The organism is Massilia sp. 9096 (assembly GCF_000745265.1).
GTDB lineage: Bacteria > Pseudomonadota > Gammaproteobacteria > Burkholderiales > Burkholderiaceae_D > Telluria.
The window spans coordinates 4,753,494-4,766,783 of record NZ_JQNN01000001.1 but is presented as its reverse complement, the minus strand read 5'-3'; the positions used below and the strand labels follow the sequence as shown (position 1 = coordinate 4,766,783).

The following is a 13,290-nucleotide window of genomic DNA, read 5'->3' as shown; positions in this document are numbered from 1 at the left end:
CGCTTTCCACGGCCGGGCCGGATTTTGTTGTCAGGAAATTGCGGACGCTTTCCAGAATATCAAGCCGCCTGTTGAGTACTGCAGCGTCCGCGCTGTCCGCGCTGTCCGTTCCCGCCGCCGCGCGGACGCGTCCGGACACCCTATGCAGCAAGGGTTTTCAATGCAATCAACGACTTAGGCGGTGGCACGCTTCGTGCAAATACTCGGGTGTCCAAACACGAGAAGCCATCATGATCCGCGACACTTCCCACCAAGACGCCGTCATCGCCCCGCGCGCCGGCCACAAGCTGAAACGCCGCACCCTGTGGATCGGCGGCGCGGCCGGCATCGCCGTGCTGTTCGTGGCGCTGCTGTCGACCTGGCGCAGCAGCGAGGCGTCGGTCAGCGGCTCGCGCCTGCGCATCGCCGAGGTCACGCGCGGCACGCTGGTGCGCGACGCCTCGGTCAACGGCCGCGTCGTCGCCGCGGTCAGCCCGACGCTGTACGCCAAGGCGCCGGCCACCGTCAACCTGAAGGTCGCGGCCGGCGACACCGTCAAGAAAGACCAGGTGCTGGCCGTGCTGGAGTCCCCGGACCTGTCCGACGCATTGAAGAAGGAAGTCTCGAACTACGAACAATTGAAGGCCGAGGTCGAGCGCCAGAAGATCCTGGCGCGCAAGCAGAAGCTGCTGGCGCAGAAGGACGCCGACACCGCCGAGATCGACCGCCTGTCGGCCCAGCGCACGCTGGAGCGCTACCAGAGCGTGGGCGAGCTCGGCATCATCGCCAAGATCGACTTCCAGAAGGCCAAGGACGCGGTGCAGTCGGCGCAGATCCGCGCCAGGCACGCGGCCGAAGCGGCCACGCTCGAAGGCGACGACGTCGCGCTGTCGATCAAGACCAAGGCCAACGAACTGGAACGCGCGCGCCTGTCGATGGAAGAGGCGCAGCGCCGCGTCGACGAACTGACCGTGCGCGCGCCGGTCGACGGCTTCATCGGCACGCTCAACGTGCAGAACCGTATGGTGGTCGCCGCCAACGCGCCGCTGATGACGCTGGTCGATTTGTCCAAGCTCGAAGTCGAGATCGAAGTGCCGGAGACCTACGTGAACGATCTCGGCATCGGCATGCACGCCGAAGTCACCCTGCCCTCGGGCAGCGCGACCGGCACGCTGTCGGCGCTGTCGCCGGAAGTGGTCAAGAACATGGTGCTGGCGCGCGTGCGCTTCGATGGCGAGCAGCCCAAGGGACTGCGCCAGAGCCAGCGCGTGACGGCGCGCCTGCTGATCGAAGAGAAGCCGAACGTGCTGATGGTGGCGCGCGGTCCCTTCGTCGAAAGCGAGGGCGGACGCTACGCCTACGTGGTGCGCGGCGGCATCGCCACCCGCACGCCGATCCAGATGGGCGCGACCAGCATCTCGGCGGTCGAAATCCTGTCCGGCCTGAAGCAAGGCGACAAGGTGGTCGTCGCCGGCACCGACGCCTTCAACAACGCAAAAAACGTCTCGATCAACCAATAACCGAACCTGAAAGGACAAGACCATGCTGCGCATGACCAATCTGTCTAAAGTTTATCGCACCCACATGATCGAGACGCACGCGCTGCGCGGCTTCGAGATCGACGTCAGGGAAGGCGAATTCGTCACCGTGACCGGCCCGTCCGGCTCGGGCAAGACCAGCTTCCTCAACATCGCCGGCCTGCTCGAGGAATTCAGCGCGGGCGAGTACGTGCTCGACGGCGTCAACGTCAAGGGCCTGGACGACAACGCACGCTCGAAGCTGCGCAACGAAAAGCTCGGTTTCATCTTCCAGGGTTTCAACCTGATCCCGGACCTGAATTTGTTCGACAACGTCGACGTCCCGCTGCGCTACCGCGGCTTCAATGCCGCCGAACGCAAGAAGCGCATCGAGGACGCGCTGGCCAAGGTCGGCCTGGCGTCGCGCATGAAGCACTATCCGGCCGAGCTGTCCGGCGGCCAGCAGCAGCGCGTGGCCATCGCGCGCGCGCTCGCGGGCTCGCCCAAGCTGCTGCTGGCCGACGAGCCGACCGGTAACCTCGACACGCAGATGGCGCGCGGCGTGATGGATCTGCTGGAAGAGATCAACGCCGCCGGCACGACCATCCTGATGGTGACCCACGACCCCGAGCTGGCGGTGCGCACCAGCCGCAACGTGCACATCGTCGACGGTCAGGTGTCGGACCTGGTGCGCAAGACCCCGACGCTGGTCGACAGCGCCGCCACCGCATAAGGAATCGCCATGTTCAGCTATTACTTCAAGCTCGGCGTGCGCAGCCTGCGCCGCAATCCGGTGCTGACCGCGCTGATGGTGATCACGCTGGCGGTCGGCGTCGCGGCCAGCATGTCGACGCTGACCATCCTGCACATGATGTCGAACGACCCGATCCCGCACAAGAGCGAGCGCCTGTTCGTGCCGATCATCGACAATGGTCCGCTCGAAGACTACACGCCGAGGGAGCCGAACAAGGACCGCCAGATCAGCTACCAGGATGCGATGAGCATCGTCAAGAGCGGCCAGGGCGTGCGCCGTACCGCCTTGTACGCCGTGAGCGTCCCGGTCGAACCGCCCAGGCGCGACATGCAGCCTTTCAGCGCCGCCGGGCTCGCGCCCACGCATGACTTCTTCGCCATGTTCGACGTGCCCTTCCTGCGCGGCCAGGCCTGGAGCGCGGCCGACGAGGCGCGCGGCGCCGACGTCGTGGTCCTGAGCCGCCGGCTGGCCGACAAGCTGTACGGCGACACCGATCCGGTCGGCCAGCGCCTGACGATGCTGGGTGTCCCCTACACCATCGTCGGCGTGACCGGCGACTGGGCGCCGCTGCCGCGCTTTTACCAGCTCTCGGGCGGGCCACGCTTCGGCAACAGCGAGGAGTTCTTTATCCCGCTGGCCAGCGCGGTTCGCCACGAGGCCGGCATCAACGGCGGCATCAGCTGCTCGGGCACGACCGATCCCGGCTTCGCCGCCTTCCTGGCCTCGGAATGCACCTGGATCACCGCCTGGGTCGAGACGGAATCGGCGGGTGCACGCGGCGACTTGCAATCCTGGCTCGACAGCTACGCGGACGAACAGCGCAAGCTGGGCCGCCTGAAGCGCCACGCGCCGAACATGCTGTACAACGTCCGTGAATGGCTGGAATACGGCAAGGTGGTCCCGAAGGACAGCAAGCTGCAGGCCTGGCTGGCGTTCGGCTTCCTGCTGCTGTGCCTGGTGAACACGGTCGGCCTGCTGCTCGCCAAGTTCTCGGCGCGCGCCTCCGAGATCGGCGTGCGCCGCGCATTGGGCGCCTCGCGCGCCGAGATCTTCCGCCAGTTCCTGATCGAGACCGGCGTGGTCGGACTGGTCGGCGGCGGGCTCGGACTGCTGCTTGCCTTCGGCACCCTGGCCCTGCTGCGCCTGAACAACAAGGAGATGGCGGGCGTCGCCACCATGGACGTCAAAATGCTGGGCCTGACCTTCGTGCTGGCCGTGGGCGCGGCGGTCCTGGCCGGCTTGCTGCCGACCTGGCGCGCCTGCCAGGTCACGCCCGCCATCCAGCTCAAATCCCAGTAAGGAGAACGCAATGGAATTCCGTCCCATCCTGTCCGCGCTGCTGCGCAACAAGACCGGTCCGATCCTGGTGGCCCTGCAAGTCGCCATGAGCCTGGCCATCCTGGCCAATGCCGTCCACATCGTCAGCGAGCGGCGCGGCGTGGTGACCCGCCCGTCCGGGCTGTCCGACGAAGCCTCGACCTTCTACCTGTCGGTGCGCACGCTCGGCGACGAGACGCCGGAAAAGCAGCTCGCCGACATCAAGCGCCAAGCCGACCTACTGCGCGCCGTCGGCGGCGTGGCCTCGGTCGCGCAGGTCAGCCAGATGCCGATGTCGCAGAGCGGCTGGGTCACCAGCGTGAAGCTGGACCCGCGCCAGGAAAAGACCAGCACGGTCGCTTCCGTGTACGTATCCGGCGATTCGCTGGTCAAGACCTTCGGCCTGCAGCTGGTCGACGGCCGCGACTTCCTGCCCGGCGAGGTCGCGGAAATCAACGACAGCATCGAAGAGGTGAGGCCGCAGGCCATCATCGTCACCCGGGCGCTGGCGGACAAGCTGTGGCCGGGGCAGTCAGCGATCGGCAAGACGCTGTACGTCACCAGCAAACCCGGCGCCGGCAGCCGTGTGGTCGGCGTCGTCGAGCGCCTGATCAGCGCGCATGCCCAAACCAGCAACGACGACTGGCAGGGCGTCATCTATCCGCAGCGCCAGTTCGGCTCCGGCAAGGCGATGTTCGCGATCCGCACCGAGCCGGGCCAGCGCGACCGCGTGATGAAGGAAGCCGAAGCGGCGCTGCGCAAGTCCTCGGCCCTGCCGCTGATCGTCAAGGCCGACACCGTCGAAGGCGACCGCCGGCGCCGCTACCGCAACGACGTCGCCCTGCAATGGACACTGATGGCGGTCAGCGCCCTGCTGCTGCTGATCACCTGCTGCGGCATCGTCGGCATGGCCAGCCTGTGGGTCACGCAGCGCCGCAAGCAGATCGGCGTGCGCCGCGCGCTGGGGGCGCGCCGCGTCGACATCCTGCGCTACTTCCTGCTCGAGAATTTCATGATCACCAGCGCCGGCGTGTTCGGCGGCGTGGCGCTCGGCCTGGCGCTGAACCAGCTGCTGGTGAGCCAGCTCGAGATGGCGCGCCTGCCGGCCGGCTACCTCGTGTTCGGGGCGCTCGGCTTCTGGCTGCTCGGTGTGCTGGCGGCCTACGGTCCGGCCTGGAAAGCGGCCAGCATCTCGCCGGCGACTGCAACCCGCAGCGTCTGAGCAGTGTTATCCTGATGGCCATGCCTACCGTTCTGATCATCGATGACAACGCCGCCGTCGGCATGGCGCTCGACGTGCTGTTTTCCCTGCACGACATCGGCGCGCTGCGCGCCGCCTCGCCGGAGGAGGGCCTGGACGTCCTCGCACGCGAGCCGGTGGACCTGGTGATCCAGGACATGAACTTCAGCGCCGACACGACGTCCGGCGAGGAAGGCGTGGCGCTGTTCAAGGAGATCCGCAAGCGCCATCCCGACCTGCCGGTGATCCTGCTGACGGCCTGGACCCACCTCGACGCGGCGGTCGACCTGGTCAAGGCCGGCGCCGCCGACTACCTGCCCAAGCCCTGGAACGACGACCGCCTGCTGGCGACCGTCACCAACCTGATCGAACTTTGCCAGGCCAATCGCGCCCTGACCCAGCGGCTGCAGCGCGAACGCCGCGCCCGCAACGAACTGGAACGGCAGTACGACCTGCGCGGCCTGGTCTGGGCCGACCCGGCCACCGAGCGCGTGCTGAGCCTGGCCTGCCAGGTCTCGCGCGCCGACGTGCCGGTCCTGATCACCGGTCCGAACGGCACCGGTAAGGAGCGCATCGCCGAGATCATCCAGGCCAACTCCAGCGTGCGCGAGGGCCCCTTCGTCGTGCTCAACTGCGGTGCCCTGCCCGCCGAGCTGATCGAGGCCGAGCTGTTCGGCGCGGACGCCGGCGCCTACACCGGCGCTTCCAAGGCGCGCGAGGGCAAGTTCGAGGCGGCCGACGGCGGCACGCTGTTTTTGGACGAGATCGGCAACCTGCCGCTGGCCGGGCAGATGAAACTGCTGCGCGTGCTCGAGACCGGACGCTTCGAGCGGCTCGGCTCGAACCGCGAGCGGCAGGTGAAGGTGCGCGTGATCAGCGCCACCAATGCGGATTTGCAGGCGATGATCCGCGCCGGAACCTTCCGCGAAGACTTGTACTACCGTCTCAACCTGATCGAACTGAAGCTGCCGGCGCTGGCCGCGCGTCCGGGCGACATCCTGCCGCTGGCGCGCGGCTTCCTGGCGCCCGGCAAGTCCCTGCAGCCGAGCGCCGAGGCCGCGCTGCAGGCGCACGCCTGGCCCGGCAACGTGCGCGAACTGAAAAACGTGATGGCGCGCGCCAACCTGCTGGCCCAGGGCGAGGTCATCAAGCCGGCCGACCTCGGCCTGCCGGTGGCGCCCACCGGCGGCGCGCAGGAGGCCGAACCGGACCGCGACGCCATCGTGCAGGCGCTCGCGCGCGCGGGCGGCGTGATCGCCCAGGCAGCCGGCGAGCTCGGGCTGTCGCGTCAGGCGCTATATCGCCGCATGGAGCGCCTCGGCATCGCGCGCGCGGGCTGACGGCGTGACGGCATGAAAACCACGCGCGGCTTTCGGCTTTCGCTGGTCACGCGCTGGTCGGCGCTGGTCGGCACGCTGCTGGCGGTCGGGATCCTGGTCGCGCTGGCGCTTGACCACCTGATGCCCGGCCGGCCGCTGGCGGTGCTGGCGATCTGCCTGCTGTGCGTGGTGCCGATCGCGCTGATCACGATCCGCTCGCAAATCCAGCCGATCCTGTCGCTGTTCCGGGCGCTGGAAGGTACCGTGACGAGCTACCGCGACGGCGATTTTTCGTTCGGCCTGCACTGGGCCCAGAACGACGAGCTGTCCGACCTGGTCCAGGCCCACAACGCGCTCGGCGACGTGCTGCGTGCGCAGCGCCTCGACCTGGTCCAGCGCGAGCTGCTGCTCGACACCATGGTGCAGAACACGCCGGTGGCGATGCTGCTGGTGAGCGGGCAAGCCGGCGCCCAGCGCAGCATCGTCTACGCCAACCTGGCCGCGCGCCAGCTGCTGTTCGAAGGCCGCAAGCTCGAAGGCCATGCGCTGGATGAGGTGCTGGCCCAGGCGACGCCGGCGCTGGTCGAGGCGCTGGCGCGCGGCGGCGACGGCCTGTTCACCGCCGGCGAAGGCGAGGACGAGGAGGTGTACCACCTGGCGCGGCGCGACTTCAGCCTGAACGGGCGGCGCCACGAACTGCTGCTGCTGCGCCAGCTCACGGTCGAGCTGCGGCGCCAGGAGGTGCAGACCTGGAAAAAGGTGATCCGCGTGATCAGCCACGAGTTGAACAATTCGCTGGCCCCGCTGGCCTCGCTCGCCCACTCCGGCGCGGCGCTGGTGCGGCGCGGCCAGGTCGAGCGCCTGCCGGAGATCCTGGACACCATCGGCGAGCGCACGCGCCACCTGGAAAGCTTCATCCTCGGCTATGCGCGCTTCGCCAAGCTGCCGACGCCGCGCATCGACACCATCCCCTGGCGCGACTTCGTGGCCGGCCTGGCCGCGCACGTGGCGTTCCGCCTGGTCGGCGCGCTGCCCGAGGAACCGGCCCGGATCGACCGCGTGCAGATGGAGCAGGCCCTCATCAACCTGCTCAAGAACGCCCACGAATCCGGCTCGCATCCGACCCAGGTCGAGCTGCAGATCCGCCGCATCAATGATCCAAACCGGGACGGGGCGCACGAGGTGGTGCGCATCGACGTGCTCGACCGCGGCGCCGGCATGAACGACGCCGTGCTGACCAATGCGCTGGTACCGTTCTATTCGACCAAGCGCAGCGGCACCGGCCTGGGCCTCGCGCTCGCGCGCGAGATCGCCGAGGCGCACGGCGGGCGCATCCTGCTGGCCAACCGCGAGGGCGGCGGGCTGGCGGTGACGATGATCCTGCCGGTCGGCTAAGCGGTCGGGTAAGATATCTGCATGCCTAGTCCCGACCCCCGCTTCTCCCAGCCCGGCCACCCGCCGGCCACCATCACCGAATTCGAAGGCGTGCGCTCGCTGCACCTGGGCACCTCCTGGGTGCAGGGCGCGATGCGTCTGGCCCGTCCGGACGCGATCGAACTCGAATACGTGCAGATGATGATGATGTGGATGCTGTTCGTCGAACGGCCGCGCCGCATCGCCCAGCTCGGGCTGGGCAGCGCCGCGCTGACCAAGTTCTGCTGGCAGCGTTTTCCCGAGGCACGGGTCGAGGTCGCCGAGCTGAACCCGAACGTGATCGCGATCTGCCACGACTATTTCGGCCTGCCGCCCAACGATGCGCGGCTGGACGTGCGCGAGATGGACGCGCTCGACTTCGTGATGGATGCGCGCCGCCACGGCACGCTCGACGTGCTGCAGGTCGATTTATATGACGAACAAGCGCGCGGCCCGGTGCTCGACACGCCCGAGTTCTACCAGGCCTGCGCCGACTGCCTGGCGCCGGGCGGCATCATGACCGCCAACGTGTTCGGCGACTTCATCAACTACGACAAGAACCTGCAGGCGATGGAGCAGGCCTTCGATGCCGTGGTCTGGCTGCCCGAGGTGCACGACGCGAATATCGTCGTGATCGCGTTCAAGGAGGCGCCGCAAATCGATTTCGCCGTGCTGTACGAGCGCGCCGCCGAGATCAAGCGGCGCTACAACCTGCCGGCCAAGACCTGGGTCAATGGTCTGAAGGAATGGATGCGCGACCACCTGGGCTGATGCCGATACCTGTTCTGCCGGCACGGCCCCAGCAAGTTCCCCGTTATCCGCCACGCATAACTGAGCTATCGCAACCCAGCTGATTGAGCTACTGGCATCGTCAAGCTTCGTCATCAGACTTTCTGACGGAGCACAAGGATGAACGTACTTATGGTCGGCGTTGGTAACGCCGGTTGTGCGCTGGGGGCGATCCTGGCCCTCGATGGGCATCGGGTCGGGTTGTTGAAGACATCGCACGCCCTGCACGACGAAAATTTCGACAAGGTAAGCGCAACCCGCGCGATCACGCTGCGCGGTCCGCGCGACGCCCTGCCGCGCACCGCCCGCCTGGCGTTCGCCACGCGCGACGCCGACGAAGCCTTCGAGATGGCGCCGGACGCCGTCATCGTCACCACCCAGACCCAGTACCACCCGCAGGTGGCCGCATTGATCGGCCCACGCCTGGACGGGCGCGAACTGGTGCTGCTGGCGCCCGGCTACATGGGCTCCTGCCACTTCCAGCGCTGGCAGCGCGCGGCCGGCTTCCTGCTGGCCGAAGGCGAGAGCCTGCCTTACGATGCGCGCCTGGCCCAGCCGGGCGTGGTCGACGTCCTGTTCAAGAACGTGCGCAACGCGCTGGCCTTCGTGCCGCGCGGGCGCGCCGAGGAAGGGCTGGCGCGCGCGGCGCGCCTGTTCCCGACCTATGTCGCCACGCGCAGCAACATCGTCGAATCGGCGCTGCACAATCCGAACCTGATCGTGCACACCATCGGCACGCTGCTCTCGGCCAGCCGCATCGAGTATGCGCAGGGCGAATTCTGGATGTACCGCGAAGCCTTCACGCCCTCGGTGCTGCGCCTGCTCGACCGGCTCGACCGCGAGAAGAACGCGGTGATCGCGGCCACCGGCGGCATTCCCTCGCCCTACTTCGACGAATGCCGCTTCCGCAACGAGGAAGACCTGAGCCAGAGCGGCATCGCCGTGTTCCGCCGCTACGCGCGCGAGGGCGGGCCGAAGGGCCCAGGCAGCATCGACTCGCGCTTCGTCACCGAGGACGTGCCGATGGGGCTGGCGCTGCTGTCCTCGATCGGGCGCACGGTCGAGGTGCCGACCCCGGTCGCCGATGCGCTGATCGTGCTGGCCGGCGGCCTGCTCGACCGCGACTTCGCCATCGAGGCGCGCACGCTGTCCAGCCTCGGCCTGGGCGACCTGTCGGCGGACGAGCTGCGCCACACACTCAACCACTGAACCCGACACGGAACGCGAGCCAACCATGACCACGCCCGGAACCCTGCACGACTGGATGGCGCGCCGCTACTATGCCTGGCGCCCCTGGCTGCCGACGCGCGCGCTGTACCACCCCGACCACTTCCGCATCCGCGCCTGGCTGGCGCGCGACGGCGACGGCGGCCTCGCGCGCGCCCGCGAACGCCTGCGCGCGACGCTCGCGCATGCGCTGACCCACGTGCCGCACTACCGCGACAGCGTGCGCCTGAGCGCCGCCGAAGCGCAGCACGAACCGCTCGACGAGGTGCTGGCGCGCTTTCCCTACCTGACCAAGGACGAGGTGATGGCGCGCCAGCGCAGCTTCCTGGACTGCCGGCTCGACCCGCGCCGCCTGCTGTACGCGACCAGCGGCGGCTCGTCCGGCCAGGGCATCGGCGTCTGGCGCAGCAAGCGCCTGGCCGACATCGAAAAGGCCTTCTTCGCGCACGAATGGGGGCGCTTCGGCTTCTCGTTCGACAAGGCGCGCATCCTGCGCATCGGCGCCGACGCGCGCCGCCTCGCGCACGAGGGACCGGCCCGGGTGGTGGGCAACCGCCTGATGCTGTCGCCCTACCACATCCATGCCGGGCACCGGGCCGCGATCGCGGCGGCGATCGAACGCTTCCGGCCGCGCTACGTCCACGCCTACCCGAGTTCGGCCGCGACCCTGGCCGAGCTGCTGGCCGCCGATCCGCCGACGATGGGCGTGCGCGCCGTGCTGCTGGCTTCGGAACCGGCGACCCCTGGCCAGCTGGCGGCGATCGAGCGCCTGTTCGGCTGCCCGATCTCGCTCAACTACGGCCTGTCCGAGCGCACCAACCTGGCCTTCGCCGACCACAACCAGCACGGCACCATGAACTACCGCTTCCAGCCACTGTACGGCTGGAGCGAAAACCGCATGGAGGGCGAGCGCTGCGAGATCGTCGGCACCTCGCTGTGGAACGACGTGATGCCACTGATCCGCTACCGCACCGGCGACTACGGCCGCATCGACGCCAACGGCCGCTGCGCCGCGATCGACGGACGCGGCCACGAATTCCTGGTCGACCGCAACGGCCGCCGCGTGCCCGGCCTGGCAATCAGCATCGACGAGGCCACCTGGGACTTCGTGCGCCTGTACCAGGTGCGCCAGCGCCGCCCCGGCGAGATCATACTGGCGGTGGTGGGGCGCCACGGGCGCCTGGCGCCGGAACAGCGCGCCTTCCTGCTCGAGGCCCAGCAGCGCCGCTGGGGCGGCTTCTTCGACATCTCGCTGCAGGAGGAAAGCGACATCCCGCTGGCGCCGAACGGCAAGCGGCGCCTGGTGGTCAGCGCCTTGTCGGCATGAGGCGCAGGCTCAGGGCGCGCTGTGCGCCGGCATCGCCTGGCGCCACCACGCGCCGCCGGCCTGCGGCTGCGCCAGCGACAAGCGCTCGCCCATCATCGGCGTGGCCAGCTCGACGCCCTGCGTGTGCGCCAGCGCCGCGATGCGCTCGAAAGGCTCGTACCAGGGATGGAAAGCCAGGTCGAAGGTGCCGTTGTGGATCGGCACCAGCCAGCGGCCGCGCACGTCGAGGTGGGCCTGCAGCGTTTCCTCGGGCTGCATGTGGACCTCGGGCCAATCGGTGTTATAGGCGCCGTTCTCGATCAGCGTGACGTCGAACGGGCCGTAGCGCTCGCCGACTTCCTTGAAGCCGGCGTGGTAGCCGGTATCGCCGCTGAAGAAGATGTTCAGCGTGGTGTCCGCACTGCGCGCGTGGATGATCCACGACACCCACAGCGTGGTGTCCTCGTCGCGCGGGGTGCGGCCGGAGAAATGGCGCGCCGGGCCGGCGGTCAGGCGCAGGCCGCCGGCTTCGGTCGACTGCCACCAGTCGAGCTGGCGCACTTTATTCGCATCGACGCCCCAGCCGATCAGACGGTCGCCGACGCCCAGCGGCGTGACGAACACCTGCGCCCTGTCCTTCAGGCGCAGGATGCTGGCGTGGTCGAGGTGGTCGTAATGGTCGTGCGACAGGATCACGCCGGCCAGCGGCGGCAGATCCTCGATGGCGATCGGCGGCGCATGGAAGCGCTTCGGTCCGATGAACTGGAACGGCGACGCATATTCCGAGAACACCGGGTCGGTCAGCCAGAAGCGTCCGTCCAGCTTGAGCAGCATGGTCGAATGGCCGAGGCGCCACAGGCTGGCGTCCGGCGCCGCCTCGAGTTCGGCGCGGGTCAATGCATGCAGCGGCAGCGGGCGGTCCGGCACCGTGGTCTTGGGCTTGTCGAAGAACATGCGCCGCATGAGGCCAAGCGTCTTCTTCAGACCCATGGGTTGGCGCGGGATCACGTTGCGGAAGCGCCCGTCGGGGCGGCGCAGGGCCCCGGTCGGCGTCGACGAGACTTCAGGCGATGCGGTCGGCTGGTTCATGGCATGGACGCGTGAAATGGAATGTCGCCGATCATCTCACGTTCCGCTCTTCCCTGCCGACCATCTTCGGCTTTGGAGCTAGTACGGCGAGCCGATGCAACGCAGCCATGGGGGCTTTTGTCAGGCGCTCTTACAGGGTGTGGACGAAATCAACCTTGATAAGCGAGCCTGCTGAGTAGCATACGTGCCTCGGCCAGCCAAACCCAAGCCGCTGATACCGCGAGTTTGCGGTCGTGATGCATCACTGTGCGGCGCCAGCGTTCGGTCCAAGCGTGGGTTCGTTCAACGACCCAGCGTTTGGGCAGGATCGTGAATCCTGAGTTGATAACAGCAGTTGGCTCAGATGTCGTCTTGGGATCGTGCAGCGTTCCGATCGTGCTGTTACCTGGACGACGAACGACTTCGACACGAATATGATGCGCCTGCTCGATATCATGGGCGCACTTCCCACCGTACGCGCCGTCGGTGTAAAGCTTTTCGAGCCGAGGGCTCTTGGCGCACGCTTGCGCAACCACGGCTGCGGCAGCATCTCGGTCCTGCACGCTCGCGGCGGTCACCGTGACTGCGATGAGCAGCCCCATTGTATCGACGACGAGATTGCGCTTTCGTCCTTTGACCTTCTTGCCTGCATCGAATCCGCTTTCGCCACCTTGTGGCGACGCGCGAGTGGACTGTGCATCGATCACTGCTGCGGCCGGCGTACTCGCGCGTCCCATTCGTGCACGCCATTGTTCGCGCAGCCGGTCCTGCATCTGCTCGAATACGCCGGCTTCGACCCAGCGCGAAAATGCCTTGTAGACCGCCTGCCAAGGTGGAAACGTCTCGGGTAACAGCCGCCAGGCGCAACCCGTGCGCAGTACATACGAGCACGCATTTACCAGATCGCGGCGGCTGTAATGCACAGGCGTGCCTCGTTTTCCTGGTAATCGCTCGAACAAATCAGCGACCAGCTCCCACTCGGCATCTGTCAGATTGGTGCTGTATGGGGAAATATCCTTGCGTCGGTGCACTGCCGTGTAGCCATACCGTTTGGCGCCCTCAGCTCGCTCCGTATGCGCGCGGCGCGCTGGCTTGAGCCGTACGATGCCTTGCGCACGCAGCACGCGTCGAATCGTTGCATCGCAAACGCGTAACCCACAGCGGCGATGCAGCTCGTCGGCGATTTCATGCAAACTGGCTTGGGCGCGCTCCGTCACGATGTCGTGCAAAATCGCGATATGCTCAGGCTTCAACGCCGGCGGCCTGCCGCCAACGTTGCTTGAGGGCTCAGTACCGTCGAGTGGATGTTTCGTTGCCATGGCATGCTCCTTCCACATCGGGATAGCATGCCACAGCTACGT

At 67.6% G+C, this 13,290-nt stretch carries 11 protein-coding genes; 9 read left to right on the top strand and 2 right to left on the bottom strand.

What is annotated here, in order from left to right; all coding sequences use genetic code 11:
• Positions 1-230 precede the first annotated feature (230 nt).
• From FA90_RS20610 to FA90_RS20570, 9 genes are all read left to right on the top strand, one after another.
• A complete protein-coding gene (locus tag FA90_RS20610; protein WP_036172173.1) occupies positions 231-1,499 on the top strand; it encodes an efflux RND transporter periplasmic adaptor subunit in 1,269 nt (422 codons plus the stop codon).
• A 22-nt stretch (positions 1,500-1,521) separates the two neighbouring features.
• A complete protein-coding gene (locus FA90_RS20605) occupies positions 1,522-2,229 on the top strand; it encodes an ABC transporter ATP-binding protein (protein WP_036172172.1) in 708 nt (235 codons plus the stop codon).
• Positions 2,230-2,238: 9 nt separating this feature from the next.
• The gene (locus tag FA90_RS20600) at positions 2,239-3,549 is read left to right on the top strand and encodes an ABC transporter permease (RefSeq protein WP_036172171.1); all 1,311 of its coding nucleotides are present in this window, start codon (positions 2,239-2,241) and stop codon (positions 3,547-3,549) included.
• 10 nt (positions 3,550-3,559) lie between these two features.
• Positions 3,560-4,789 (top strand): ABC transporter permease, encoded by a 1,230-nt coding sequence (locus FA90_RS20595; RefSeq protein ID WP_036172169.1) that lies wholly within the window; start codon positions 3,560-3,562, stop codon positions 4,787-4,789.
• 20 nt (positions 4,790-4,809) lie between these two features.
• On the top strand, positions 4,810-6,147 hold the full coding sequence (locus FA90_RS20590; protein WP_036176540.1) for a sigma-54 dependent transcriptional regulator: 1,338 nt from the start codon (positions 4,810-4,812) through the stop codon (positions 6,145-6,147).
• A gap of 12 nt (positions 6,148-6,159) precedes the next feature.
• Complete coding sequence (locus FA90_RS20585) at positions 6,160-7,521, top strand: PAS domain-containing sensor histidine kinase (protein WP_036172167.1); 1,362 nt, start codon at positions 6,160-6,162, stop codon at positions 7,519-7,521.
• Positions 7,522-7,542: 21 nt separating this feature from the next.
• Positions 7,543-8,310 (top strand): fused MFS/spermidine synthase, encoded by a 768-nt coding sequence (locus tag FA90_RS20580; protein WP_036172165.1) that lies wholly within the window; start codon positions 7,543-7,545, stop codon positions 8,308-8,310.
• Positions 8,311-8,448: 138 nt separating this feature from the next.
• On the top strand, positions 8,449-9,537 hold the full coding sequence (locus FA90_RS20575; protein WP_036172163.1) for an NAD/NADP octopine/nopaline dehydrogenase family protein: 1,089 nt from the start codon (positions 8,449-8,451) through the stop codon (positions 9,535-9,537).
• 25 nt (positions 9,538-9,562) lie between these two features.
• A complete protein-coding gene (locus FA90_RS20570; RefSeq protein WP_036172161.1) occupies positions 9,563-10,882 on the top strand; it encodes a hypothetical protein in 1,320 nt (439 codons plus the stop codon).
• A gap of 9 nt (positions 10,883-10,891) precedes the next feature.
• On the opposite strand, the gene FA90_RS20565 is transcribed toward FA90_RS20570, so the two are convergent.
• Together FA90_RS20565 and FA90_RS25910 are read right to left on the bottom strand one after the other, a co-directional pair.
• Complete coding sequence (locus FA90_RS20565; protein ID WP_051971962.1) at positions 10,892-11,950, bottom strand: MBL fold metallo-hydrolase; 1,059 nt, start codon at positions 11,948-11,950, stop codon at positions 10,892-10,894.
• Positions 11,951-12,099: 149 nt separating this feature from the next.
• The gene (locus FA90_RS25910; RefSeq protein WP_081934066.1) at positions 12,100-13,248 is read right to left on the bottom strand and encodes an IS5 family transposase; all 1,149 of its coding nucleotides are present in this window, start codon (positions 13,246-13,248) and stop codon (positions 12,100-12,102) included.
• Between the last annotated feature and the right edge of the window lie 42 nt (positions 13,249-13,290).

Coding starts and splice junctions, on each gene's coding strand:
- FA90_RS20595 (WP_036172169.1), top strand. CDS start 3,560: ATGGAATTCCGTCCCATCCTGTCCGCGCTGCTGCGCAACAAGACCGGT.
- FA90_RS20610 (WP_036172173.1), top strand. CDS start 231: ATGATCCGCGACACTTCCCACCAAGACGCCGTCATCGCCCCGCGCGCC.
- FA90_RS20585 (WP_036172167.1), top strand. CDS start 6,160: ATGAAAACCACGCGCGGCTTTCGGCTTTCGCTGGTCACGCGCTGGTCG.
- FA90_RS20565 (WP_051971962.1), bottom strand. CDS start 11,950: ATGAACCAGCCGACCGCATCGCCTGAAGTCTCGTCGACGCCGACCGGG.
- FA90_RS20570 (WP_036172161.1), top strand. CDS start 9,563: ATGACCACGCCCGGAACCCTGCACGACTGGATGGCGCGCCGCTACTAT.
- FA90_RS20580 (WP_036172165.1), top strand. CDS start 7,543: ATGCCTAGTCCCGACCCCCGCTTCTCCCAGCCCGGCCACCCGCCGGCC.
- FA90_RS20605 (WP_036172172.1), top strand. CDS start 1,522: ATGCTGCGCATGACCAATCTGTCTAAAGTTTATCGCACCCACATGATC.
- FA90_RS25910 (WP_081934066.1), bottom strand. CDS start 13,248: ATGGCAACGAAACATCCACTCGACGGTACTGAGCCCTCAAGCAACGTT.
- FA90_RS20590 (WP_036176540.1), top strand. CDS start 4,810: ATGCCTACCGTTCTGATCATCGATGACAACGCCGCCGTCGGCATGGCG.
- FA90_RS20600 (WP_036172171.1), top strand. CDS start 2,239: ATGTTCAGCTATTACTTCAAGCTCGGCGTGCGCAGCCTGCGCCGCAAT.
- FA90_RS20575 (WP_036172163.1), top strand. CDS start 8,449: ATGAACGTACTTATGGTCGGCGTTGGTAACGCCGGTTGTGCGCTGGGG.